General features: G+C 51.8%; 23 protein-coding genes. 16 read left to right on the forward strand and 7 right to left on the reverse strand.

Annotation, left to right across the window (positions count from 1 at the left end; translation table 11 throughout):
• The first annotated feature begins 152 nt into the window (after positions 1-152).
• From R9X49_RS15115 to bsmA, 4 genes are all read left to right on the forward strand, one after another.
• Complete coding sequence (locus R9X49_RS15115; RefSeq protein ID WP_319849174.1) at positions 153-2,093, forward strand: methyl-accepting chemotaxis protein; 1,941 nt, start codon at positions 153-155, stop codon at positions 2,091-2,093.
• Between the two features lie 361 nt (positions 2,094-2,454).
• Complete coding sequence (locus tag R9X49_RS15120) at positions 2,455-3,576, forward strand: RNA ligase RtcB family protein (protein ID WP_319849175.1); 1,122 nt, start codon at positions 2,455-2,457, stop codon at positions 3,574-3,576.
• Positions 3,573-4,196, forward strand: a complete 624-nt coding sequence (prfH, locus tag R9X49_RS15125; RefSeq protein ID WP_319849176.1) for a peptide chain release factor H — start codon at positions 3,573-3,575, stop codon at positions 4,194-4,196. Before R9X49_RS15120 ends, prfH begins: the two co-directional genes overlap by 4 nt.
• Positions 4,197-4,313: 117 nt before the next feature.
• On the forward strand, positions 4,314-4,622 hold the full coding sequence (bsmA, locus tag R9X49_RS15130; RefSeq protein WP_319849177.1) for a biofilm peroxide resistance protein BsmA: 309 nt from the start codon (positions 4,314-4,316) through the stop codon (positions 4,620-4,622).
• Between the two features lie 103 nt (positions 4,623-4,725).
• Here bsmA and R9X49_RS15135 read toward each other — a convergent pair whose 3' ends face one another.
• Positions 4,726-5,124, reverse strand: coding sequence for a DUF350 domain-containing protein (locus R9X49_RS15135; protein ID WP_319849178.1), 399 nt, complete (start codon positions 5,122-5,124; stop codon positions 4,726-4,728).
• Positions 5,125-5,618: 494 nt separating this feature from the next.
• On the opposite strand from R9X49_RS15135, the gene R9X49_RS15140 reads away from it, so the two are divergent.
• Entirely contained in the window at positions 5,619-7,154 is a 1,536-nt protein-coding gene (locus R9X49_RS15140) for a methyl-accepting chemotaxis protein (protein ID WP_319849179.1), read from the forward strand.
• Positions 7,155-7,231: 77 nt separating this feature from the next.
• Here the strand turns inward: R9X49_RS15140 and rlmB are convergent, their stop codons facing one another.
• The 3 genes from rlmB to nsrR form a co-directional block, all read right to left on the reverse strand.
• Positions 7,232-7,963 (reverse strand): 23S rRNA (guanosine(2251)-2'-O)-methyltransferase RlmB, encoded by a 732-nt coding sequence (gene rlmB / locus R9X49_RS15145; RefSeq protein WP_015841585.1) that lies wholly within the window; start codon positions 7,961-7,963, stop codon positions 7,232-7,234.
• Between the two features lie 103 nt (positions 7,964-8,066).
• Positions 8,067-10,523, reverse strand: coding sequence for a ribonuclease R (gene rnr, locus R9X49_RS15150; protein ID WP_319849180.1), 2,457 nt, complete (start codon positions 10,521-10,523; stop codon positions 8,067-8,069).
• Between the two features lie 41 nt (positions 10,524-10,564).
• A complete protein-coding gene (gene nsrR / locus R9X49_RS15155; protein WP_319849181.1) occupies positions 10,565-10,990 on the reverse strand; it encodes a nitric oxide-sensing transcriptional repressor NsrR in 426 nt (141 codons plus the stop codon).
• Positions 10,991-11,300: 310 nt separating this feature from the next.
• Here nsrR and R9X49_RS15160 point away from each other — a divergent pair, with 310 nt between their 5' ends.
• On the forward strand, positions 11,301-12,872 hold the full coding sequence (locus R9X49_RS15160) for a methyl-accepting chemotaxis protein (protein ID WP_319849182.1): 1,572 nt from the start codon (positions 11,301-11,303) through the stop codon (positions 12,870-12,872).
• Positions 12,873-13,398: 526 nt separating this feature from the next.
• Complete coding sequence (locus R9X49_RS15165) at positions 13,399-15,261, forward strand: diguanylate cyclase (RefSeq protein ID WP_319849183.1); 1,863 nt, start codon at positions 13,399-13,401, stop codon at positions 15,259-15,261.
• Here R9X49_RS15165 and R9X49_RS15170 read toward each other — a convergent pair.
• Complete coding sequence (locus tag R9X49_RS15170) at positions 15,230-16,246, reverse strand: type IV pilus twitching motility protein PilT (RefSeq protein WP_319849185.1); 1,017 nt, start codon at positions 16,244-16,246, stop codon at positions 15,230-15,232. The two genes, R9X49_RS15165 and R9X49_RS15170, sit on opposite strands and share 32 nt — an antisense overlap.
• 20 nt (positions 16,247-16,266) lie before the next feature.
• Between R9X49_RS15170 and R9X49_RS15175 the strand changes: the two genes are divergently transcribed.
• From R9X49_RS15175 to R9X49_RS15205, 7 genes are all read left to right on the forward strand, one after another.
• Positions 16,267-16,980, forward strand: coding sequence for a YggS family pyridoxal phosphate-dependent enzyme (locus R9X49_RS15175; protein WP_319849186.1), 714 nt, complete (start codon positions 16,267-16,269; stop codon positions 16,978-16,980).
• Between the two features lie 90 nt (positions 16,981-17,070).
• Positions 17,071-17,892, forward strand: a complete 822-nt coding sequence (proC, locus tag R9X49_RS15180) for a pyrroline-5-carboxylate reductase (RefSeq protein WP_319849187.1) — start codon at positions 17,071-17,073, stop codon at positions 17,890-17,892.
• 48 nt (positions 17,893-17,940) lie between these two features.
• Entirely contained in the window at positions 17,941-18,495 is a 555-nt protein-coding gene (locus R9X49_RS15185; RefSeq protein ID WP_010279107.1) for a YggT family protein, read from the forward strand.
• The gene (yggU, locus tag R9X49_RS15190) at positions 18,492-18,782 is read left to right on the forward strand and encodes a DUF167 family protein YggU (RefSeq protein ID WP_319849188.1); all 291 of its coding nucleotides are present in this window, start codon (positions 18,492-18,494) and stop codon (positions 18,780-18,782) included. Before R9X49_RS15185 ends, yggU begins: the two co-directional genes overlap by 4 nt.
• A gap of 31 nt (positions 18,783-18,813) precedes the next feature.
• Entirely contained in the window at positions 18,814-19,407 is a 594-nt protein-coding gene (locus tag R9X49_RS15195) for an XTP/dITP diphosphatase (RefSeq protein WP_319849189.1), read from the forward strand.
• Complete coding sequence (gene hemW, locus R9X49_RS15200; protein ID WP_319849190.1) at positions 19,400-20,542, forward strand: radical SAM family heme chaperone HemW; 1,143 nt, start codon at positions 19,400-19,402, stop codon at positions 20,540-20,542. The genes R9X49_RS15195 and hemW overlap by 8 nt, the downstream gene beginning before the upstream one ends.
• A gap of 430 nt (positions 20,543-20,972) precedes the next feature.
• Positions 20,973-21,545, forward strand: coding sequence for a sce7726 family protein (locus R9X49_RS15205; protein ID WP_319849191.1), 573 nt, complete (start codon positions 20,973-20,975; stop codon positions 21,543-21,545).
• Here R9X49_RS15205 and R9X49_RS15210 read toward each other — a convergent pair.
• Positions 21,535-22,602, reverse strand: a complete 1,068-nt coding sequence (locus tag R9X49_RS15210) for a beta family protein (RefSeq protein WP_319849192.1) — start codon at positions 22,600-22,602, stop codon at positions 21,535-21,537. The two genes, R9X49_RS15205 and R9X49_RS15210, sit on opposite strands and share 11 nt — an antisense overlap.
• A gap of 541 nt (positions 22,603-23,143) precedes the next feature.
• On the opposite strand from R9X49_RS15210, the gene R9X49_RS15215 reads away from it, so the two are divergent.
• Together R9X49_RS15215 and R9X49_RS15220 are read left to right on the forward strand one after the other, a co-directional pair.
• Complete coding sequence (locus R9X49_RS15215) at positions 23,144-23,272, forward strand: entericidin A/B family lipoprotein (RefSeq protein ID WP_225088216.1); 129 nt, start codon at positions 23,144-23,146, stop codon at positions 23,270-23,272.
• A 210-nt stretch (positions 23,273-23,482) separates the two neighbouring features.
• Positions 23,483-23,656: a hypothetical protein gene (locus tag R9X49_RS15220; RefSeq protein WP_319849193.1), complete on the forward strand. Its 174-nt coding sequence runs from the start codon at positions 23,483-23,485 to the stop codon at positions 23,654-23,656.
• Positions 23,657-23,729: 73 nt separating this feature from the next.
• On the opposite strand, the gene R9X49_RS15225 is transcribed toward R9X49_RS15220, so the two are convergent.
• Positions 23,730-24,185: a GNAT family N-acetyltransferase gene (locus R9X49_RS15225; RefSeq protein WP_319849194.1), complete on the reverse strand. Its 456-nt coding sequence runs from the start codon at positions 24,183-24,185 to the stop codon at positions 23,730-23,732.
• Positions 24,186-24,239: the final 54 nt, after the last annotated feature.

A 24,239-nucleotide genomic window follows, 5' to 3' on the forward strand; every position in this document is an offset into this window, starting at 1 on the left:
GCGTATTTATGTAAATAAAAAAATCACATTGATCCAGATCAATAACCGAAATGAATGTTTACACTCCGTGATTAATTTTTTTTCATTTACTGCCGTTAACGCATGTGAAGCAAGACTAAAAAATAACCTTTTTTATTATAAGAGACACACATATGTTGGGACTTTCTTTTAAACACTGGGGCCTGGGTATCAAGTTATCTGTCATCGCTTCATTAAGCGTGGCGATACTTTTCATTGCGTTCACCCTATCCCTCACCCGCTCAGCAGGCAATCAGCTCAAAACCCTGACCCTCAACGATATGCAAAGCCAGGTGAATGGCGTCACCGACATGATCAACATGTACGATACCAGCCTGCAAGCCGAGGTCAGCAACTATACGCGCCTGTTAGCCAGCTTTCTGCCGACACAGTTTTCGCTGGATACCGTTAACCGCACACCTTTCGGCGACACCTCCCACCCAACGCTTAAGGCCGGCGATACCGTCTTGAACCTCAACACCGAAGTGCCGGACGACTTTCTGAGCCGTACCCACGCGATCTCAACGATCTTTGTCCGCGATGGAGAGGATTTTACGCGCGTCACCACTTCACTGAAAAAAGAAGATGGATCGCGCGCAATGGGCACTAAGCTCGATCGTGAGAGCCCAGCCTATGCGCTCGTGATGAAAGGTGACACCTACAGTGGTCTAGCAACGCTGTTCGGCAAACAGTACATCACCCAGTACCAGCCGATACGCGACAGTGCAAACAAGGTTATCGGCATTCTGTTCGTCGGTGTCGACATCACGAAGCAATTTACCGAGATGCAACAAACGATTCTGAACAAGAAAATGGGTGAAACAGGCCATTTCTTTGTTCTTAGTACGAAAAAAGGAAAAGATGCAGGAAATTACCTTTATCACCAAAGCAATGCTAACCAGCGCCCTGACTGGTCGGAAGGTGCGTTAGAGAAAGTGCTGGCAACCGGTAATGGTACGATCGAATACGACAACAACACGATGACGGGCGAAGAAAGAACCCGAATCATGGTGTATCGCAGTATTCCACAGTGGAACTGGATTGTTGCAGGCACAGTGAGTAAAGAAAGCCTAATGGCTGAGATTAATCACACCCGTAACCTGTTTTTGGGCGGCGGCATTATTCTGGTTTTGTTCTTCGCTGCATTCTTTGTCGTGCTGACGCGCAAATGGCTGAGCCAGCCGCTGGTTGAAGTCGTCAAAGTGGCGGAACAGTTTTCTGCCGGTAACCTGACAGCGACGCTTTCCAGCAACCGTACCGACGAAGTAGGCCGCCTGATTGATGCGATTAATGGTATCGGTCAAGGACTGACTACCATTGTGTCGCAGGTGAGAAACTCGGCCGAAGAAATCAGCGCCGCGACCGATGCGCTGGCTGCCGATAGTGAAAATATCAGCGAACAGATTGCCCGCCAGGCCAGCAGCGTCGAAGAAACGTCTGCCAGCATGGAGCAACTTTCCGCCAGCGTGAAACAGAACGCCGATAACGTCTCCGCCGCCAAAGATCTGGCAGAACAGAGCGCAGCGGCAGCACGAAACGGTAGCCAGACCGTCACCGACTCCGTCTCTACGATGAGCGACATCAAAAACTCCTCACAGCGCATTGCCGACATCACGACGGTGATCGAATCTATCGCTTTCCAGACCAATATTCTGGCTCTGAACGCGGCGGTTGAAGCCGCTCGTGCAGGTGAGCACGGCAGAGGCTTTGCCGTGGTTGCTGCGGAAGTTCGCGCGCTGGCACAGCGCAGTTCTACCGCCGTGAAAGAGATCGAAACCCTGATTGATGAGTCGCTGGAGAAAATCGAAGCGGGTTACCATTTCTCAGAAAAAACGCAGGCGGTAATGGACGACTTGCGCAACCGCATCATGCAGGTCAGTACCATCGTGAACGATATCGATATCGCCTCACGCGAGCAGTCTGCCGGGATTGGTCAGGTGAACATCGCGATTGTACAGATTGGTCAGGCAACGCAGGAAAACACCATTCTGGTCAACAATTCGGAAGACACCGCACAGGGTCTGCGCCAGAAAGGCCACCACCTCAGCGAGCTGGTCAGCGTCTTCCGTATTTAACATTCACACATCCCCTAAATAATTCGAGTTGCAGGCCAGCGGCAAGAGAAGGCATCCCGATGAGCTTACTCAGGTAAGTGATTCGGGTAACTAAGCGCAGCCAACACACCTGCAGCTTGAAGTATGACGGGTATAACGGCCATCGTGTTGCAGGTATTGCACGATGGCCGCCACTTGCGTATTATGCCGACGTTTTTTCACCCTTCCCCCACACTGACAAAGGAGACGACATCATGACAGCACTTACTCTGATTCTTTGCAGGACATCTCGGGACTAATTCCGCATTCTTTTCCGCTTTGCGTTATCCCCCCAGCTGTAGCCTGCCTTACCCTATTTTTAAATTGATCAGCAGGATGATCTATGGGCAATGCTATTCGCTCTATTTCGGCGCGCGTCAGTGTGATCGCGACGGAAAATACCTGGATTGAAGATAAAGCAATCCAACAGCTTCAAATTACATCACAACTTCCCGATATGGTTCGCGTGGCCGGTATGCCAGATTTGCATCCGGGCCGTGGTTACCCTATTGGTGCCGCCTTTTTTTCACAACAGCGCTTCTATCCGGCGCTGGTCGGAAACGACATCGGCTGCGGCATGGCGCTATGGCGCACGAGCCTGAACGCCAACAAAATTTCGCTGGATAAGCTGGAGAAGCGGCTTGGTAATATCGATGGACCACTGGAAGACGATATTGAGATTCCCCCATCGCTAGCGGATTTCCGCTATTCGCTGGGCACCATCGGCGGCGGTAATCATTTTGCGGAATTACAGCAGCTTGATGAAATCTATCAGCCAGATGCGCTGCACGCTCTGCATATTGATCCTAAACAGCTGCTGTTGCTCGTTCACAGCGGCTCACGTGGATTAGGGCAAACCATACTGGAAGCCCACGTGCGGGAATTCGGCCATCAGGGGCTTGAAGCCAACACGCCTGCCGCAGAGGCCTATCTGGAACAGCACCAGTTTGCGCTGACGTTTGCCACCCACAATCGGCGGCTGATCGCGCAGCGAATGCTGGATCGCTGGCATACGGAAGGTGATGCCGCACTGGACGTCAACCACAATCTGGTGACACCGACAACGATTGAAGGCATTTCCGGCTGGCTGCACCGCAAAGGCGCGACACCTGCCGACTGCGGTCCGGTCATCATTCCCGGCTCGCGCGGTGACTACAGCTATATTGTGCAACCCATTCCCCACGCTGACAGCCTGTATTCACTGGCACATGGCGCGGGCAGAAAATGGATGCGCACGGAGTGTAAAGATCGGCTGTCTTCACGCTACAGCGTCCAGCAACTGGCGCGTACCCGTTTCGGCAGCCGCGTGATTTGTCAGGACAGACAGCTGATTTTTCAGGAAGCGCCAGAGGCCTACAAACCGATAGACAGCGTGATTGGCGCAATGCAGCAGGCAGGATTAATCACGCTGATTGCGCGCCTGAAACCGGTTCTCACCTACAAAACGCGCGGGGAGGACAAATGATATTGCTTCAGCTCTCCGCCGCACAGGGGCCGGACGAATGCATGCTGGCAACGGCAAAAGCGTTGCAGGCTCTGGTACAGGATGCCGCACGGCAAGGTATCGAATGTGACATCGTCGAAACCGAAGCGGGGAAACGCGCTGGCACACTACGTTCCGCACTGGTGCTGTTAAACGGTGATCGGGCGGAACCGCTGGCTGCCAGCTGGTGCGGTACGCTTCAGTGGACGTGCAATAGCCCCTGGCGTAAAGGTGGCGGACGCAAGAACTGGTTTATCGGCGTTGCCCGCTTTCATCAGGAACAGGCGTTTGCCGACAACGAGATTCGTTTTGAAGCCACGAAATCCTCCGGCCCCGGCGGACAGCATGTGAATAAAACCGAGTCTGCCGTCCGCGCCACCCATGTCGCCAGCGGCATCACGGTGAAAGTGCAAAGTGAGCGCAGCCAGCACGCAAACAAGCGTCTGGCCTGTTATCTCATCGCCTATCGTCTGGAAGCGTTACAACAACAGCAGCATGCTGAACTACGGGCACAGCGGCGTCTGTTCCACCACCAGATAGAACGCGGCAATCCGGTAAAAGTCTTCAAAGGCGAAGATTTCACGCTGGTCACTCCGCGCTAACCTCAACTCACAGGCGGGCCCCCGTTGCCCGCCTGTCATTTTTCCCTGTTAAAGAGAATGCCATCGGCCCGACGATAGCGCTACACTCCTGCTATCTACTCCTGTCAGGCTGAAACGATGAACATCGTGCGGATACTTTTCTTACCCTTAATACTGATGCTATCGGGCTGCCAGATCATACAAGGGAAGCCTGTCGCGCCACCGCCGCCTGCGGAGAAAGCGCTTGAAATTCGCTACGCGCAAACCAGCCAGTTGGAAAAAGTGGGGACGATTTCAGTTAGCATGCGCGGAAATGCAGATGATGTCGATCGCGCCCTTCAACAAAAAGCCGATGCCTCTGGCGCGCATTACTATGTGATTGTACTGAAATCAGAAGCCACAACACTCCCCGGCATGTGGTTCGCGCGTGCCGTGCTGTACCACTGAATCTGCGGAGCAGGTTGTCAAAATGCGGTAAACAAAGGTGCTGGGCAAGGAGGTCCGCCAAACAATACCGGGCATATTCCCGGTATCGTCATGCAACGGCAAATTAATACGACATACACGCCGCATTCAGAATCCCGCCGCTGAGCGAGGCGGCACAGAGAAAGGCGCCAGAGGCAATATCGTTATTCTGGATATGCTGGCTAAGACGCGGCATATACAGACGCACGGCGAAATAAATCAGCAATTGCACCACCAGCGCAACCACGCCCCAGGTAATGTAATCCACCAGACTCACCGAATTAATCGCCGCGCTGGAAAGCGGGATGACATAGCCAATTAACGCCCCACCAAACCCAATGGCTGCCGTACCGTTGTTCTCTTTAATCAGCGCCCATTCATCATGCGGCGTCACGCGGGTGTAGATGAACAGGAAGGCCAACACCATGGCAAACCCGATAAAGAAATAAGAGGCGAAAGCGAATAGCGACGTAACAATAGGCATAGCGACATTCCTTTTAAATGAGACTCGTTGGCGCATCAGCAACGAATAAGGAGAAGTAAAGAAGAATTATATACCCTAAATAATTCGAGTTGCGTGAAGGCGGCAACTGCACGAATCCCCAGGAGCTTACACAAGTAAGTGACTGGGGTGAGTAAGGGCAGCCAACGCACAAGCAATTTGAAGTATGACGGGTATAGATGATTCTTGCATAGCAAAGCGTTTATACATGACTTTACGTGATAAACAACTCAGGAATCCCCAGCGGAGCGCGTTATCCCCCCAGCCTTCACATCCGCACGATGTATCCTCACATTTTTAAGAAAATGAATAAGCATTGCGCCTGAAATGCCGATAACAGATAAGGCATTTTTTATCAGTTAGATAGTGCCCGTTTCACATTCATCACCTGCTTTTTATGCAAACACACAACAACAACTAATCCGTTCCTGGCCTGCCATGACGGTAAATAATTAATGAACGAAAGGAAGAGGTTTATGCTGCGCTGGATGTCATTTCAAAACCTGTCTGTAACGCGAAAGTTATTGGTAGGGTTTGGTTTATTGCTCATCATGGGGGTGATTCTCTCCATGGTCGGCTTTTACGGATTACACAATAGCGACCAGTCGTTAAAACGCATCAGCCGTCTTGGCGCCATGTATGACAAAACTGTTGTCGCGCGGGAAGGCAACTTTGGTTATGCGCTGGAGCGTAAAGCACAGTATCTGGAACAGCACGATAGTGCGATTGGTAACATTAAGGAAGAGCTGTCAGCACTGCTGAAAGCGATCGAGACGGGCCATTGGCCAACGGAAGATAAAAGCGCGATTCAGGATATCAGCGCATCCCTCAACGCCTATATTTCACAGCGCCAGCAGGTTATGAGCCCGGATGTCAGCCAACAGCGGCTCAGTGAATTAAACGATCAAATGGCGGGGTTGCAGGAAAATATCAATAAACTTTACTTCACGGAAGAGACCCGCGCGGGCCGTAACGTCATTAGCAGCGATATACAGCTGGGCGTGATTACGCTGATTGCCATCATACTCGGCCTGACCACAGCAATCGTTATCTCGCGGCAAATTGTACGCCCGCTACATCAGGCGTTACACGCCACCCGCGCGATTGCGGAAGGCGACCTTACCGTACAGCTTCACAATGAACGCCGCGATGAGCTGGGCCAGCTGATTTCAGCCATGGGGCAGATGAACAACAATTTGCACAGCATGATTGATAAAATTCGCCTCAGCGCAAACCAGATTTCCTATGCCGCAGGGGAAATTTCTGCCGGTAACGCCGATCTCTCCGTCCGTACGACGCAGCAAGCTGCCGCGCTGGAAGAAACCGCCGCCAGTATGGAACAGCTGACGTCAACGGTGAAACAGAATGCCGATAATGCCCATCAGGCCAACCGGCTGGTTATGGATGCCTCCGATACTGCGAACCAAGGGGGAGAGCAGGTTTCTAAAGCCGTCCACACCATGCACGATATCGCGCAAAGTTCCCACCGCATCGCTGAAATTACTTCAATGATCAACAGCATCGCGTTTCAAACCAACATCCTGGCGCTCAATGCCGCGGTAGAGGCAGCACGAGCCGGTGAACAAGGCCGCGGTTTCGCCGTCGTCGCCAGCGAAGTACGCAATCTGGCACAGCGCAGCGCGCAGGCTGCCAAAGAGATCGACACGCTCATTGCCGAATCGGTTTCGCAGATTAATAACGGGGCAGCACTCGTTAACAGCGCGGGAAAAACAATGGAAGGGATTGTCCAGTCAGTGACACAGGTCCACGCCATCATGAAAGATATTACGACCGCCTCGGACGAACAGCATCGCGGTATTTCTCAGGTTGGTCAGGCCATTATAGAAATGGATCAGAACACGCAGCAAAACACCGTACTGGTGGAGCAATCCTCTTCTGCCGCTCACTCGCTGGAGCAGCAGGCCATCGTGCTTTCTGACGCGGTTTCCGTCTTCCGGCTTTTACAGCCTTCACAGCAAGGCGTTCACCGGCTGGCGAGCCCCGCGGCATAAGCACAATCAGAATATACCCCCACCAATATGCAACGAGGTGCCTTATGGCACCTCGCTATTATTGATGACGACAGTGATTACGCGCGCTGGCGAACGGCTTCAAACAGGCACACGCCAGTAGCAACAGACACATTCAGGGAAGACACGCTGCCCGCCATCGGAATGCTGATCAATTCATCGCAATGCTCGCGGGTCAGGCGACGCATGCCTTCCCCTTCCGCGCCCATGACCAGCGCCAGTGGCCCAGTCAGCTTGCTTTGGTACAGCGTATGATCCGCTTCACCCGCCGTGCCGACGATCCAGATATTACGCTCCTGTAACAGGCGCATGGTACGAGCCAGATTGGTCACGCTGATAACCGGTACGGTTTCCGCCGCGCCACAGGCAACCTTCTTCACTGTCGCATTCAGTTGTGCAGAACGATCGCGCGGCACGATCACCGCATGCACGCCGGCCCCGTCCGCATTACGCAGGCAAGCGCCCAGGTTGTGTGGATCGGTCACACCGTCCAATATCAGCAGGAAAGGCGTTTCCAGATTGTCTAACAGTGCAGGCAGATCGTTTTCCTGATATTTCCGCCCTTCTTTGACTTTCGCTACGATCCCCTGATGCACCGCGTCGTCAGCCTGCTTATCCAGCCATTGACGATTCGCCACTTGAATGACGATGCCCTGCGCTTCCAGCTCCGCAATCACAGGCTGAAGGCGACGATCGTCGCGCCCTTTCAGAACAAAAACTTCCAGAAAACGCTGTGGATCGCGCTCAAGCAGTGCTTTAACCGCATGGATACCGTAAATAATTTCGCTCATTGATACTCTTCAGATTAACCATAACAGGCGGTGCCCGTTAATTTAGAGATAGCGGTTTGCCCCTGCCCTCCCCTTCACAGGGGAGGGAGCAGATTAGCTAACCTTACTCAGCAGACTTTTTCTTCGCCCGTTTCGCTTTGGTTGCGGCGGCGATTTTACGCGTTTTTTCCGCGTTCTTTTTCGCTTTATCGCGGTTCTTTTTCGGCTTGGCTTTTGGCTTATCCGATTTCGCGTTGCGGTCGCCTTCTTTGCGGAACGCGGCATCCGGCTCAAAGTTTGCCGGCGCTTTGCTGGCGCTGCGACGACGTCGGGCTGGCTTAGCCTCACGCGATTCCGGTTTCTTCGCGCGGTCGCGCGCGGTTTTCCCTTCGCCGCGGACCTTGCGCGTGCTGGAAATCAGCGCAAAATCAATGTTGCGCTCATCCATATGCACCGCCTCAACGCGAATTTCGACTTCATCACCCAGACGATAAACCTGCCCGCGCGATTCACCGATCAGCCGCTGACCGATATTATCGTAACGGTAGTAGTCATTATCCAGCGTAGAAACGTGCACCAGCCCATCGATAAACAGGTCTTTCAGGCGCACGAAGAAGCCAAAACCGGTCACGCTGGAGATAATTCCCGTAAAGACTTCCCCCACGTGATCCTGCATAAAGTCGCACTTCAGCCAGTCCGCAACGTCGCGCGTAGCTTCATCCGCACGGCGCTCCGTCATCGAACAATGCATGCCCAGCTGTAGCATCTCGTTAATATCGCTATGCCAGCCGCCCGTTGACGTCCAACGCTCATGGCGATTGCTCAGCAGATACTTAATCGCACGGTGCAGCGACAGGTCAGGATAACGACGAATCGGCGACGTAAAGTGGCCGTAAGACGTCAATGCCAGACCGAAGTGACCCCGATTTTCCGGGTCATAAATCGCCTGCTTCATGGAACGCAGCAGCATAGTTTGCAGCATTTCCCGATCGGGACGCTCCGCTACCTCATTCATCAATTCCGCGTAGTCTTTCGGCTGTGGCTTCATTCCGCCTTTCAGCGTCAGCCCCAGCTCGCCCAGCACGCTGCGCAGGGCTAATACATGATCTTCACTCGGCTGATCGTGTACGCGGAACAGCGCAGGCTCTTCGTTTTTCTCCACAAATCTCGCGGCGGAGATATTCGCCAGAATCATGCACTCTTCAATTAGCTTGTGGGCATCGTTACGCACCACGGCTTCCACACGGTCGATACGGCGCTCGGCGTTAAAAATGAACTTCGCTTCTTCGGTTTCGAACGCGATGCCGCCGCGCACTTCACGCGCGTGCTCAAGCACCTTATACATGTGGTGCAGCTCTTCCAGCCCGCCCACCAGCGGTTTGTAGTGCTCACGCAGCTCGGCGTCACCTTGCAGAATGTTCCACACCTTGGTGTAGGTCAGACGCGCGTGTGAACTCATCACCGCTTCATAGAACTTGTAAGACGACAGCTTGCCCTGCGCCGAGATGGTCATTTCACAAACCATACACAGACGATCGACCTGCGGGTTGAGCGAACATAGCCCGTTCGACAGCACTTCCGGCAACATCGGAACCACCTGCGACGGGAAGTACACCGAGGTGCCACGCGCCCGCGCTTCATGGTCAAGCGGCGTATTCGGCCGCACGTAGTAGCTCACGTCCGCAATGGCAACCCACAGCCGCCAGCCGCCGCCGCGTTTTTTCTCACAGTACACCGCGTCATCAAAATCGCGGGCATCTTCACCATCAATTGTGACCAGCGGCAGCTTACACAGATCCACACGGCCCTTTTTCGCCGCTTCCGGCACTTCTTCAGCAAGATCTTTCACCTGTTCTTCCACTTTCGGTGGCCAGGTGTGCGGAATATCGTGGGTACGCAGAGCGATATCCACCGCCAGCCCGGTGCCCATATTATCACCGAGGATCTCGACGATCTTACCGACCGCTTTCGTGCGGCGCGTGGCGCGCTGTGTCAGCTCAACCACCACCACGAAACCCATACGGGCGCCGTTAATTTCTTCTTTCGGGATCAGAATATCGAAGCTCAGACGACTGTCATCCGGTACCACGAACCCGACACCGGCATCGACAAAATAGCGGCCGACAATTTGCCCGGTACGCGGTTCCAGCACGCGTACAATGCGCCCTTCACGCCGTCCTTTACGATCCGCGCCCAGCGGCTGTGCCAGCACAACATCGCCGTGAATTGCGCGTTTCATCTCTTCAGCCGACAGATACAGATCGTCTTTGCGGCCTTCCACACGCAGGAAACCGAAGCCATCACGGTGACCGATAACCGTCCCACGCAGCAGATCGAGTTTTTCCGGCAACGCATAGCACTGGCGGCGGGTAAAAATAAGCTGACCATCGCGCTCCATCGCACGCAGGCGGCGGCGCAGTGCTTCGAGGGGTTCTTCTCCGGTTAATTGCAGGTCGGCGGCTAATTCTTCCCGGCTAATCGGGGTATCGCGCTTGGCGATGTGCGCCAAAATATATTCACGACTGGGGATGGGGGATTCGTATTTTTCTGCTTCTCGTTCCAGGAATGGATCTTGTGACATTGCGGTTCCTCCGTTGTCATCAGCAGGAGGCTGAACAAAATTCATTCAACCAACAATAATTTATAAAGCGGTGGGTTTTCTTTGACCATATCAGCCAGCGTGTATTGATCCAGCTCTTGCAGGAAATTTTGTACCGCCTGTTGAAGCACCTGCTTCAAACGGCAGGCTGGCGTAATGTGGCAAAAATCATGGTTACAGTTAACCAGCGTGAGCGGCTCTAATTCGCGCACAACATCGCCAATTCGAATGGTTTCAGCTGGTTTCCCAAGACGGATACCGCCATTCTTGCCGCGCACGGCCATCACCAACCCAGCGCGACTAAGTTGATTGATAATTTTGACCATATGATTACGAGACACGCCATACACTTCCGTTACCTCAGAAATGCTGGTCATTTTCCCGCCCGGCAGCGATGCCATATAAATCAGCGCCCGCAAGCCATAATCCGTAAAACTTGTTAACTGCACATAAACCTCGGATACCTCTGGGTATCATTGACTGGCGTATTAAGTACGCCCCTGAAAAACCAACGCTATTGACAGATAATAAACCAGGCGTAAACGCTACGGCTAATTATTTATACCCTTATGTGTTAAGAGAAACCCGCGTTGAGAGAAACCGCCTGGCTACGCCCTTTCCCACATCCCTGACGCCTGCCATATCTTTTTAATTTTATCGCACCGCAACACAGATAACGTATTCTCTTCTGTTGCACACACCACATCCAATGATGACTGGGTTATCACCCACGAAAGGCGGCGTAAGGAAAAGGACACCATGAGGTTGAAAAATATTTCTATTCGTACCGGCTTATTAACGTTATTGCTGTTAACCACCCTGTTGCTGCTCATCGTCAGCAGCATGGGCGTGATTGCCATTAAGAAAGACAGGGAAACGCTGACAGCCCAAAATCAGATTCAGGGGATTGAGCTGGGCAACCTGATGAGCGGCTATAACCAAACGCTCAGCGCGCGCGCGTCGGCAACGCTCGCCGTCAGGAAAATCGAGATCGGCCTGCTGGACGACGGGGCGAAGGAAACCGGAGTCGTAGAGAAACACCTCAGCCAGTCGCAGAAAGACATTGACCGCGTGATCAAATCAGCCAATGCCGATCCCAAACAGCAAGTGCTTGCGCAGGAAGTGTTAAAAACCTATCAGGCCTATTTTCAACAGGGCATGACCCCGATGCTAAGCGCGCTGCAAAAACAGTATACCGATGAATATTATGAGGTTCTGGAAAAACAGCTCGGCCCGCTGAGTGAAGCCTTTGATTTATCGATCCAAAACTTTCGTCAGTACGCACAGCAGCTGTCCGAACAGGGTCTGGCACAGTCCGAACGTAATGAGAGCATGATGCTGTTGCTCATTGCCATCGCCTGCCTGCTGTCTATCACGCTGGTTGCATTAGCCTGGATCGCACTGCGACACATGCTGCTCAAACCGTTGGATTATGCCATTGAACAACTGGAGCAGGTGGCCGCCGGTAACCTGACCCGTCGCCTGATTCAAGGCGGGGACAACGAACTGGGTAGACTCAATGATGCCATCGGCCGCATGCAAGGGGCGCTGCTGGAGTCGGTGAGCCAGGTGCGCGATGCCAGCACGCAAATCGATCTCGGCAGCCGCGAACTGTTTGAAGAGAACGCCCAGCTTGCCCAACGCACCGAAGAATCCGTTGCCGCACTGGAACAGACGGCAGCGAGCATGGAGCAACTCAGCGCCACGGTGAAGCTCAATGCCGACCATGCCGAACTCGCGCACCAGCTCGCCAACAACGTCTCGAACACCAGCAGCCGCAGCAACGAGTCCGTCTGTTACGTGATTGAGAAAATGCAGGAGATCGCCGTCAGCGCCAAGCGTATCAATGACATCCTCAGCGTCATTGACGGCATCGCGTTCCAGACCAACATTCTAGCGCTGAATGCCTCCGTCGAATCCGCTCGTGCTGGCGAACAAGGCAGAGGCTTTGCCGTTGTCGCCGGAGAAGTACGCAATCTGGCGCAGCATAGCTCGCAGGCAGCAAAAGAGATCCGCTCGCTGATTTTGGATTCCCAGACGCGCGTGTCCGAAGGGCTTGAATTGGCTTCTAAAGCGGGTGAAACCATGGATGAAGTGACCGACGAAATCATCCGAATTACGCAACTGATGCGAGACATCTCCACCGCCACGCAAGAGCAGCATCGCGGTATCGAACAGGTCAACGTCGCTTTCACGCAAATCGACAAGGTTGCTCAGCACAATGCGCAGCTCGTCAAAGCCTCATCCGCCACTACGCAATCGCTGGAGCAGCAGTCTCAGCAGCTCATGCGATCGATGGCGCTGTTTCAGGTAGAACCTCGCCTTTCCTAATCTGCGGGTGTATTACACCGCCAGTGGTCGGCCTCAGCGCTGGCCACTGGCATCCTTCCGTCAATCCACTACTTACGCCATCCTCTTTAAAAGACGAATAAATAATCGAACAAGGCAGGAACCCTCTTCACGCTTAACGCACTTATTTTATAGGTATACTTTCAGATAATTTGAGTATTATTTTTTTACCGCTATTCTCTGTTTTTACACATAAGCGTATAAATAGGGTTTCAGCGTAAAAGCGGCCAACGTAATTGCCTTAATGTATTGAATAAAAAGACAATGAAAAACATTCCTTATTGGTGATATTCGCTGTACGTTTCCGGCTATTAATTACATTCCGATATAATGTTTATTAATCTAATTAATAGCTGGCTATTTTATTAATTCGTCCCATTGATTTTCGCGTAAAAAAGGGGGGACTGCCGATCGCCCGATAACACCACAGACGGCATCACGATAAAATCATACCTCTGACAATAGCGAATCAAGGATAAAGACAGAAAGAATATAGGCAGAGATAAACATGAATAATCAGTCAGTCGATTTGATTACCAGGTTTGACAGTGAAGCCAAACTACACGCGCTTGATTCCATTTATGCCATTGCCGAATTCGATCTGGCAGGAAAACTGGTTGAGGCTAATCCTCTTTTTTGCAAAATGCTGGGCTATAAAAAAGAAGATATTATTCAGAAAAATCACACATTTTTTCTGCCAGAAGCGCAGCGCCAAAAACACGATCATTTTTGGCACGATGTGGTGAAAGGAAATATCAACGCAGGGGAATTCCAGCGAAAAACGCAAAAAGGAGAAATTATTTGGCTCCATGCGGCTTATACGCCAATTATTGATGACAAAGGCCGACGTATCGGCATCATAAAACTGGCAACGGATATTACGCAGGAAAGACTTCTTGTGTCAGAGCATCGCGCACGGCTGGATGCGATTGAGAACGCGCAAGGCGTAATCGAGTTTGATAAAGACGGCTATATTACCCACATCAATAAACATTATCTGGTGCTAACGGGCTATGAGGAAAAGGAATTACTCGGTCAGCACCACAGACTACTCTGCAATCCCGTTGATACCGAACAAGCCGACTATCAAACGTTTTGGGAGACCCTGCACCGCGATCACCCCATCAGTGGCCGCTTCCACCGGCTGGGCAAAGACAACCATTCATACTGGATACAAGCGACCTACAGCCCGATCATGGATAGTGACGGCAATGTGAGGAAAATCATTAAATATGCTCACAACATCACACAGAACGTCGAAACCGAAAAAAAAGCCCACCAGCAAGGCATCATTCTCGATATCCTGCTATCAGTCCACGATAGCTTTCTGCTCGACCATAACTTGCCTTCAGCCTGCGATAAAGTCTTTGAACGGCTGCTTGACGTCACCAATAGCACCTTTGGCTTCATTGCCACGTTGCAGGAAGACGAAGACGGTCAGTCGCTCTACATTCCCGCGATATCCAATCTTGCCTGGGATGAAGAAACTTTGGCCTGGTACAGAAACCAGCGCAAAACCCACGGCGGCCTGAGGCTCCGTAAACTGGATAATCTGTTTGGTCACGTGGTTACGCACAATACGGTAGTGTGCACCAATAACCTGCTGAGACAAAAGGCTGGCCGTGACCTCCCTCCCATCCATCCCGCACTCTATTCCCTGCTGGGAATTCCTATCACCCACAACGGCAAAGCAATAGGAATGATCGCGCTGGCTAACCGTCGGGAAGGCTACGATCAAACGATGATCGAGCTACTGGCTCCGCTGGTGAAAACGCTCGGCATCATCATTCACGCCCGTTCGCTGGAAGATGAGCGCACACAGATAGAGGCCTCCCTGCGCTTTAACGCGGGGCATGATTTTCTCACCGGCCTGCCCAATCGCAGCAGCTTCTTCGAACAGGCCAACGCCTTTTTTCTGCACAAGCAGCAAAATCAGCAAAATCAGCAAAATCAGCAAAATCAGCAAAATCAGCAAACAGATAAAAGCTGTCTGGCGATTATTGATATCGATTTATTCAAAAACATCAACGATCAATACGGTCATCTGGCTGGCGATGCCGTCCTTAAAGAGCTGGCGATGCTCATGCGCATGTCTCTGCGTCAGGAAGATCTGGTCGCACGCCTCGGCGGTGAGGAGTTCATCATCCTGTTAAAAGATGTCTCTTACCAAACGGCAGTGGTAACCATTGAGCGTATTCGTAAAGCGATTGAGCAGCATACGTTGGAATACGATCGCCAGACTCTGCATTTCACGATCAGCGCGGGGATTGCCGCTTACCGTTCCGATCTTGCTTCGGTTGAGGACTGGATTCAGTTAGCCGATGCAAACCTCTATGCGGCTAAACGGCAAGGGCGCAACTGTGTGAAATAAGCCCATCCCGACAGCGCTGCTGGTAGCTTTGCTCGAACGTTTGCATTCCCGCAGCCGTTCCCGTTTGAATCAGGCCGGGAAGCTGATGCGTTTTCCCTTCCCGAATCAGGTTGCTGACCGCCGCAGTCGCCGTCAGCACTTCATAAAGCGCAATGCGGCCGCCTTGCGCTGCGGGCAACAGCCTTTGCGTCACCACGGCCTGCAAACAGGTGGCGAGCTGGCTGCGAACATAGGCTTTTTCTTCACCGGGAAAGACGTCAATCAGACGATCGACCGCCTGCGATGCGCTGCGCGTATGCAGCGTAGATAGCACCAGATGGCCAGTTTCCGCCGCCGTCAGCGCCAGCCGAATCGTCTCCGTATCGCGCAGCTCTCCCAGTAGAATGACATCGGGATCTTCCCGCAATGCGGCTCGTAACGCCTGCGCAAAAGACGCGCTATGCGTACCGATCTCCCGCTGTTGAATCAGGCAACGTCGGCTGGCATGGATAAACTCGATCGGATCCTCCAGCGTAATCACATGGCGATCGCTGCTGTCGTTTAACGCCCCGATCATTGCCGCTAGCGTCGTGGATTTGCCGCTCCCCGTCGCACCGGTAATCAGGATCAGCCCGTTCGGTTTCTCCAGCAGCGTCGAGAAAACGGGTGGCGCATGTAATGCATCCAATGAAGGTTGAACGGACGGGATAACACGCAGCGCCGCAGACAGCCCCTCACGCTGGCGAAATACATTGACCCGCAGGCGTTGTCCATCGGGCAGCATTAATGCCCCGTCCACCTGACCAGCCTGCCGCAATTGCTCGTGCTGAGCCGGTTCGAGCCAGGCATCGCACCATTGTGCCACCTGCTCCGGCGTTAAACGTGGTAAGGTATTTTCAGGCTGTAGCCGCCCATCCACGCGTAGCACCGGAGGGTGACCGCTACAAAGGTGCAGATCCGAGGCATTATGTTTTACACTACGCACCATCCACTCATCTAATTCCATAGATAACCTCCTGAACAACCATGACGACAATCCAGCAGAATCTACAGGACATCCGGCAGCAAATCGCCACCGCCGCTGCGCATTGCGCACGAGCACCAGAAGAAATTACGCTACTTGCAGTCAGTAAAACCAAACCTGTGAGCGCGATCGAAGAAGCCATCGCGGCAGGACAAAAGGCGTTTGGCGAGAACTACGTTCAGGAAGGCGTGGAGAAGATTCATTATTTCCAGGAAAACCATCCGACTACGCCGCTGGAATGGCACTTTATCGGCCCGTTACAGTCAAACAAAAGTCGGCTGGTGGCTGAGAATTTCGACTGGTTTCATACCGTAGATCGTCTGCGCATCGCGCAGCGTCTGAGTGAACAACGTCCGGCCACGTTGCCACCGTTAAATGTTCTGTTGCAGATTAATATCAGCAGTGAGCCGAGCAAATCCGGCATTATGGTCGATGAACTCGCAGAACTCGCCGCTGGCGTCGCCGCACTGCCTCATCTGCGACTGCGTGGCCTGATGGCGATTCCGGCACCGGAAACCGACTATGAACAGCAGTTGGCTGTTTTCAAACAAATGGCAACGCTGTTCCAAACGTTGTCCGCAACTTATCCGCATATTGATACACTCTCTATGGGGATGACGGACGACATGCGTGCGGCGATTACCGCGGGCAGCACGCTGGTGCGCATTGGTACGGCAATCTTTGGCGCGCGAGACTACGCAGCAAAAAGCGTATAACTAAACCATCAGCCAAAAGCGCATAAACCGCAGAGGCACGCCCTGAACGGCACGTCATCTTTGACAAACAGGTGAGCAACGAGGATGCAGATGCAGCAACGTAAAATAGCGTTTATTGGTGCCGGAAACATGGCGCAGGCCATTATCGCCGGATTAGTCAACGGCGGTTACCCCGCTCAACACATCAGCGTCTGCGCACCTTCGGGTAAGAATCGCGATGCGCTGGCTGCACAATACGGCGTGATCAGCAGCGCGGACAATGTCCGTTGCGCGCAGGAAGCGGACGTCATTGTGCTGGCCGTCAAACCGCAAATGATGGCGACAGTTTGCGAACCGCTACATGAACACGTCAACTTCACGGGTAAACTGGTACTCTCGATTGCGGCGGGCATCAGCATTGCCCGTTTCCAGGCGCTGCTGGGAGAACCGCTGAATATCGTGCGGATTATGCCAAATACGCCGTCTCTGGTCGGAAAAGGCATGAGCGGAATGTATGCTCCCGCGTCCGTCAGCCAGTCTGATAAAGACTTCACCGCACAGCTGATGCAGAGCGTGGGTAAAATTTGCTGGGTGGATACCGAACCGGGCATTAACGGCGTGATCGCCGCGGCGGGCAGCGCACCGGCCTATTTCTTCCTGTTTATGGAAGCCATGCAGCAGGAAGCTATCCGTCAGGGATTCAGTCAGGAAACCGCTCGCCTGCTGGTGCAACAGGCCGCGTCAGGTGCTGCCGCGCTGGTTGAAGCCAATCCCGATACGCCGCTGTCAACGCTACGGGAGAATGTCACCTCCAAGGGCGGCACCACGGCAGAAGCCCTGCGGGTATTTAACGAACAGCAGTTGACGCAAACCGTGGCTGAGGCCATGCAGGCGGCAATTGCTCGCGCACAGGAAATGGAAACGCTTTTTTAACCAAAGCGGGTTCCCCGATTCTTTATCTTATAAGGAAAAGACGTACTTATGCTCACCCTGACTTTTCTGGTCAAAACGCTGGTCGACCTCTATGTAATGGTCCTGCTGCTGCGCATCTGGATGCAGTGGTCACGCAGTGATTTCTACAACCCGCTGTCGCAGTTTGTCGTCAAAATCACCCAGCCGATTGTCGGGCCGCTGCGCCGCATTCTGCCGTCGTTAGGGCCGATTGACAGCGCCTCACTGCTGCTGGCCTTTATTCTCACGACCATCAAATACCCGTTACTGCTGTTGATTCAGGTTGGCGCGATATCTCTCAGCCCCATGAACCTGCTGGTCGGGCTCATTTCGCTGATTAAATCTGCGGGCTATCTGGTCTTCTGGGTCATCATCATCCGTTCTATCATGAGTTGGGTTAGTCAGGGCCGTAGCCCCATCGAATATTTACTGCACCAGTTGACCGAGCCGTTGATGGCACCGCTTCGCCGCGTTATTCCGGTTATGGGCGGCATTGATTTCTCTGCGATGGCCGTCATTCTGATTCTGTATATGCTCAACTATCTGGGCATGGATCTGTTCCCAGGGCTGTGGTTCCTGCTGTGAGTGCTATTACCCGCCACGGCGATGCGCTGGTGATTCGGCTGTATATTCAGCCGAAAGCCAGCCGGGATCAGATCGTGGGTTTGCATGACGACGAACTGAAAGTCGCCATTACCGCACCACCGGTGGATGGGCAAGCCAATGCCCATCTGACCAAATTTCTCGCCAAACAGTTTCGGGTCGCCAAGAGTCTGGTCGTGATTGAAAAAGGCGAACTCGGGCGGCATAAACAGATTAGAATTACCCATCCGCAACACATCCCGGCTGACGTCGCGGACTTCATTGAATAAACACGCTTGAATAAACACGCAGGACAAGACGATGCAAAAAGTGGTTTTGGCTACCGGAAACCCCGGTAAAGTGCGCGAGCTCGCCAGCTTGCTGGTCGATTTCGGTCTGGATATTGTGGCGCAGACCGAACTGGGCGTGGATTCCGCCGAAGAAACCGGCCTGACCTTCATCGAAAACGCCATCCTGAAAGCACGTCATGCGGCACAAATCACGGGACTGCCGGCGATTGCCGATGATTCCGGGCTGGCTGTCGATGCACTGGGCGGCGCACCGGGCATTTACTCGGCCCGCTACGCGGGTGTGGATGCCAGCGACCAGCAGAATCTGGATAAGCTGCTGCTGGCGCTAAAAGACGTACCGGATGAACAGCGCCGCGCTAGCTTCCACTGCGTGTTGGTTTATCTGCGCCACGCAGAAGACCCGACGCCGATTGTCTGCCACGGTAGCTGGCAAGGTGTGCTGACGCATGAAGCCACAGGCAGCGGTGGCTTCGGCTATGACCCGATCTTCTTCGTGCCAGAGCTGGGTAAAACGGCAGCAGAACTGACGCGTGAAGAGAAGAACGCACAGTCTCACCGCGGTCAGGCGCTGCGCTTGCTGCTGGATGCGCTACGTAATGCTTAAGCTTCCTCCGCTCAGCCTGTACATCCATATTCCGTGGTGCGTGCAAAAATGCCCGTACTGCGATTTCAACTCTCACGCGCTGAAAGGCGATGTGCCGCATCAGGAATATGTCGATCACCTGCTGGCGGATCTGGACGCCGATTTGCCGCTGGCGAGCGGTCGTGCGCTGCATTCGATCTTCATCGGCGGCGGCACGCCCAGCCTGCTGAGCGCGGAAGCGATGCAGGCGCTGCTCGACGGCGTTCGGGCAAGAATTCCGCTAACGCCGGATGCCGAAATTACGATGGAAGCCAATCCCGGAACGGTTGAAGCCGACCGCTTCAGCGGCTATCAGAAGGCGGGCATTAACCGCATCTCCATCGGCGTGCAGAGTTTCGATCCGCAAAAGCTGACGCGCCTCGGGCGTATTCACGGCCCGGACGAAGCCAAGCGTGCCGCGCACCTGGCGACCGGTCTGGAATTACGCAGCTTTAATCTGGACCTGATGCACGGCTTACCGGATCAATCGCTGGACGAAGCGCTGGACGACCTGCGTCAGGCCATCGCGCTCAATCCGCCGCATTTATCGTGGTATCAGTTGACGATTGAACCCAATACGCTGTTTAGCTCGCGCCCGCCGACGCTGCCGGACGACGACGCGCTGTGGGACATCTACGAGCAGGGCCACGCGCTGCTGAGCGCCGCCGGCTACCAGCAATATGAAACCTCCGCCTATGCCAAACCGGGCTATCAGTGCCAACACAACCTGAACTACTGGCGCTTCGGTGACTATTTGGGAATTGGCTGTGGCGCGCACGGCAAGCTGACCTTCAGCGACGGGCGCATTCTGCGCACGGTCAAAGTCCGCCATCCGCGTGGCTATATGCAGGGCACGTATCTGGATAAACAGCACGACGTTGCTAACGACGATCGGCCATTTGAGTTCTTCATGAACCGCTTTCGCCTGCTGGAAGCCGCCCCGCGCGCGGATTTCACGGCGTACACGGGTCTGGAAGAACACAGCATCCGCCCGCAACTGGATCAGGCGCTGGCGCAAGGCTACCTGACGGAAACCGCCACGCACTGGCAAATCACCGAACACGGCAAACTGTTCCTGAACTCCCTGCTGGAACTGTTTCTGGTGGAAGAAGAGTAATCATTCCGTGGGCAGGTTTTCTCTGGTAAACCTGCCCATTGCTTCCCACCCTATCCCCCCCTTTTGCAATGCTTACAAACCTTATTTCGAGCCGCCTCCCTTTCCAATCAAACACCGCTTGCCCGCAGTACCAAAATCCTTTTTCCTTGTACTGGACGACGATGTCATCAGTCGCAGGACATTGTGCGGCATCTTAAGTAGCTATGAGTCATTTTCAGCGACCATAGCTCAGACTTGATTCGCGGACATAACACCATCAAATCTGATAGGCTGCATTGAACGAAGGGCGGACATTGACTTAGGAGGAAGCGAAAAAATTCTGAAAGTGAATAGTCCAGTTAAGCTGGATACTTTTAATAGCCCTAGCCAAATGTTGCAAATACAGTAAAATGCAGTGCGCTATAATCTTCAGGAGGTTTAGGGAGAAGTCATGAAAGATCAAGATGTTAGAGCTGCTGTACATCATAAACTATTGAAAGGCATACATTCAAACCCTGACTGTCTTGTTGTTGATGAGTTTTCCATATCTCTCGGCGCTAGTAGAGCAGATATAGCTGTAATTAACGGGATCATACATGGCTATGAACTCAAAAGTGAGTACGATTCTCTTGAACGTTTACCACTTCAAATTAAGCATTACTCATCTGTTATGGACAAAGTTACACTTGTGATAGCTGAAAAGCATCTGTTTGGAGCCTTGGAATTAATACCTGATTGGTGGGGAGTGAAAACAGTTACAGTTGGGCCAAAAGGTGCAATCCATATAAAACATATGCGTGGTGAAAAATTAAACCGTCAGCATAATTCTTTGATACTTGCTCAACTTCTCTGGAAGGAGGAGTGTCTTGAAATTCTTGAACGATGGGGCTGTTATAAAGGATATAAAAGCAAGCCCCGTTTTGAGTTATGGAATGTAGTCGCAGAAAAAATTCCAGTTTCTGATTTAAGGCATGAAGTCAGAACAGCATTGAAACAACGTGTTGACTGGAAAATTAAGGCTTAGCAGGTAAACTTTGAGCCAAGCCAGTTAGTTGTGTAACGACTAGTTTTAAATGGTGGGTATGAGCAACTTTTCTCCATTCTTTCGAACCACCCGACTTATTTGTACCAAGCGCTCTATGATTGATGTAATCATCCCCCCAGCTAAATTGTGGCCCATAGACAGCATAGACGGGAGAGCTAACTAGGATCTTACAAAGATTTTTCGTTTGACCCCAACCATTTCCCTTTACGGCTGTTCCTTTAACAAAAATCCACGATGTGTCATTTGAATATCTCACTGCCACATATTGTGACATAAAACGTGGATTCACACTTGTAATTGTAGAACTCGCTGTAGGGTAATCACTAAAACTTGGTGTTCTATTTAAATTTGTATTCTGAACAACATAAGACCAAAGATCATATTCATACCTTGGAATATGATGAATTTGATGCTGTGGTATTCCAGTCTGAGAAGTTGGGTATGCTGTGGATGAAATGATCAACGACCTCCAGTGTGCTTGACTAGCAAGTGTATTAAACTCGCTCAAAGCTAATTGCTTAAGGTTATTATTCGAATTTTGAATATCACCAAAATCAATTATTACGTCAATAATAGATGGGGGTAGATTAAATTGATTAATCAATTGGCCAAACAGATGAAATGTTTGCGGAGTGATTGAAATTGCGATCCCATTTGTTAAGTTACGCCTTATTGCATGAATATAATTTTGTGAAGATACTGGTGAAACGACAGGTATAATTTCTTTGCCAAAGGATCTTGCGTCTTGAGTGCATATGTCTAGCGGATGATGGCGATTCGTTCCATGTCTATCTAGGTGTTTCACATCAAGTAAGATGGGACGATTCGCTAACCATGAAGATGCTAAATTAGCTCCAAAGTTAGACAGGTACGAATTAAGATTTTTTTTATAGCATTTATTTTCATAATCCCAGTCAATGTCAGGTATCGTGATTATTGGGGTTAGGCCATGTATTGTTGCCTGCTCTAACTGCATCAATGATTCGTATTCGGCAGGTTTCCATTTTAGCTGTGGGTAGTAATGGTGAAGACTCATTAATATTCCTTATCAGGTTTCAGACCGTCTCCTAACACTTAGGAAAAACACTCCAATTCACTAAGGTAGTGTAATAATAGAAAATAAAAAATAAATTGATCTGCATCTTATTTTTGATAATTTCCATTTATATTATAAATACGTTATTTTATATTGAGAGTTAACTATAAAAATATTTCAAACTCATTAAAACGCAATCCTAGATATTTCCAATTAAGAAAATTTCAATACCAATATATTGCACAATATTCTATGTATTACTTACTTAAATGATAACCTCCGTCATTGTTCAACGCACAACGATGTAAACCACATCCCCTCCTAGCACAAAAACTGCCCGTCAGATTAGATTTAGCTCCATGCCATAACAGTACCAACTCAGGTCTGAACTAATCCGCATAGATAGCAACATAATCTCAAACAATATCAGCCGGTTCAGCGCTATCGAGGATTGAATTTTTACCTGCGGTTATGACACAGTAAAACCCTATCAAGGTCTTTCTATCAAACCCTGTTTATCAACAACCTGCTGGTAACGATGATGAAACGTATAACAACGATCGTAGTGGCGTTGCTGGTCACAGCAACATTGAGCGGCTGTAACACCACACGCGGCTTTGGCCAGGATGTGCAAAAACTCGGTAGCACCATTTCCCACGCTGCCAGCTAATCAGCTTTCAGATAGCAAAAAACCGGCCATACGTTAGCCGGTTTTTTGTTTAAGCCACAATCCCAATAACTTCCGCTACATTCCCCCTCTAAAACGAATGAATTTCCAGAACAAACGACAACATTCTGGATTTAATCTTTTCATTTTTATGATGTTACGCGCGTAAAGAATCACGCGGAGACGAACATGACCGCCGGATGAACGGCATGGATGCCGCGAAAGCCAGCGCCGCGTCGGGAGCGCGTCGCTGGTGGTCCGGCAGCGGGCATGAGCGTCGAAGGCACCGCGAAGCGGCGTGATTCCCCGCAAGAAGCCTGGGGTCACGGGGCAGCGGCGATTGAGCTGCACCGTGTCGGGCGCATACGACAATGGTTGCAAAAATAGCCTTAATCAACGCGCACGAAACATTTATGGTACTGACAGAATGCTAAATCTAGGTTTTTAGGAATCCCTAATTTCAGAATGCCGACAGCATATCAATATGCGGAATGCCGTCTTCGTCGTATTCCTCGCCGGTCGCCACAAAGCCGAACGCGCCGTAGAACGCTTGCAGGTGAGCCTGCGCGGACAGGAAAAGATGCTTTTGCGGCCAGTGGCGTGCGCAAGCAATCAGCGCGTGCTCCATCAGTTGATGCCCCAGATGTTGCCCTCGGGCATGCGGCGCGACAATCACGCGCCCAATCGTCACCACATCGTTATTCGGATGGGGAGCGAGCAAGCGAGCATACGCAGCCAGCTTGCCGTCACGGTACGCCGCAATATGGCGATTGCCGTCCACCAGATCGCGGCCATCAATATCTAAATAGGGGCAGGTTTGCTCAACCACAAATACCTGACTGCGCAGCGCCAATATGTCATGCAATGAATACACATTAAGGTCTGCCACATCCCAGTCATGCCATATCAGACTCATTTCCACCTTTCCCCATTACACAATATGTTCATTACACAAGACGTTTATTACACC

The organism is Pectobacterium carotovorum, from assembly GCF_033898505.1.
Lineage (GTDB): Bacteria > Pseudomonadota > Gammaproteobacteria > Enterobacterales > Enterobacteriaceae > Pectobacterium > Pectobacterium carotovorum_J.

What these genes read in the sequence shown, in the direction of transcription:
- R9X49_RS15115 (WP_319849174.1), top strand. Translation starts at nt 153, where the DNA reads ATGTTGGGACTTTCTTTTAAACACTGGGGCCTGGGTATCAAGTTATCT.
- R9X49_RS15120 (WP_319849175.1), top strand. Translation starts at nt 2,455, where the DNA reads ATGGGCAATGCTATTCGCTCTATTTCGGCGCGCGTCAGTGTGATCGCG.
- prfH (WP_319849176.1), top strand. Translation starts at nt 3,573, where the DNA reads ATGATATTGCTTCAGCTCTCCGCCGCACAGGGGCCGGACGAATGCATG.
- bsmA (WP_319849177.1), top strand. Translation starts at nt 4,314, where the DNA reads ATGAACATCGTGCGGATACTTTTCTTACCCTTAATACTGATGCTATCG.
- R9X49_RS15135 (WP_319849178.1), bottom strand. Translation starts at nt 5,124, where the DNA reads ATGCCTATTGTTACGTCGCTATTCGCTTTCGCCTCTTATTTCTTTATC.
- R9X49_RS15140 (WP_319849179.1), top strand. Translation starts at nt 5,619, where the DNA reads ATGCTGCGCTGGATGTCATTTCAAAACCTGTCTGTAACGCGAAAGTTA.
- rlmB (WP_015841585.1), bottom strand. Translation starts at nt 7,963, where the DNA reads ATGAGCGAAATTATTTACGGTATCCATGCGGTTAAAGCACTGCTTGAG.
- rnr (WP_319849180.1), bottom strand. Translation starts at nt 10,523, where the DNA reads ATGTCACAAGATCCATTCCTGGAACGAGAAGCAGAAAAATACGAATCC.
- R9X49_RS15160 (WP_319849182.1), top strand. Translation starts at nt 11,301, where the DNA reads ATGAGGTTGAAAAATATTTCTATTCGTACCGGCTTATTAACGTTATTG.
- R9X49_RS15165 (WP_319849183.1), top strand. Translation starts at nt 13,399, where the DNA reads ATGAATAATCAGTCAGTCGATTTGATTACCAGGTTTGACAGTGAAGCC.
- R9X49_RS15170 (WP_319849185.1), bottom strand. Translation starts at nt 16,246, where the DNA reads ATGGAATTAGATGAGTGGATGGTGCGTAGTGTAAAACATAATGCCTCG.
- R9X49_RS15175 (WP_319849186.1), top strand. Translation starts at nt 16,267, where the DNA reads ATGACGACAATCCAGCAGAATCTACAGGACATCCGGCAGCAAATCGCC.
- proC (WP_319849187.1), top strand. Translation starts at nt 17,071, where the DNA reads ATGCAGCAACGTAAAATAGCGTTTATTGGTGCCGGAAACATGGCGCAG.
- R9X49_RS15185 (WP_010279107.1), top strand. Translation starts at nt 17,941, where the DNA reads ATGCTCACCCTGACTTTTCTGGTCAAAACGCTGGTCGACCTCTATGTA.
- R9X49_RS15195 (WP_319849189.1), top strand. Translation starts at nt 18,814, where the DNA reads ATGCAAAAAGTGGTTTTGGCTACCGGAAACCCCGGTAAAGTGCGCGAG.
- hemW (WP_319849190.1), top strand. Translation starts at nt 19,400, where the DNA reads ATGCTTAAGCTTCCTCCGCTCAGCCTGTACATCCATATTCCGTGGTGC.
- R9X49_RS15205 (WP_319849191.1), top strand. Translation starts at nt 20,973, where the DNA reads ATGAAAGATCAAGATGTTAGAGCTGCTGTACATCATAAACTATTGAAA.
- R9X49_RS15210 (WP_319849192.1), bottom strand. Translation starts at nt 22,602, where the DNA reads ATGAGTCTTCACCATTACTACCCACAGCTAAAATGGAAACCTGCCGAA.
- R9X49_RS15215 (WP_225088216.1), top strand. Translation starts at nt 23,144, where the DNA reads ATGAAACGTATAACAACGATCGTAGTGGCGTTGCTGGTCACAGCAACA.
- R9X49_RS15220 (WP_319849193.1), top strand. Translation starts at nt 23,483, where the DNA reads ATGCCGCGAAAGCCAGCGCCGCGTCGGGAGCGCGTCGCTGGTGGTCCG.
- R9X49_RS15225 (WP_319849194.1), bottom strand. Translation starts at nt 24,185, where the DNA reads ATGAGTCTGATATGGCATGACTGGGATGTGGCAGACCTTAATGTGTAT.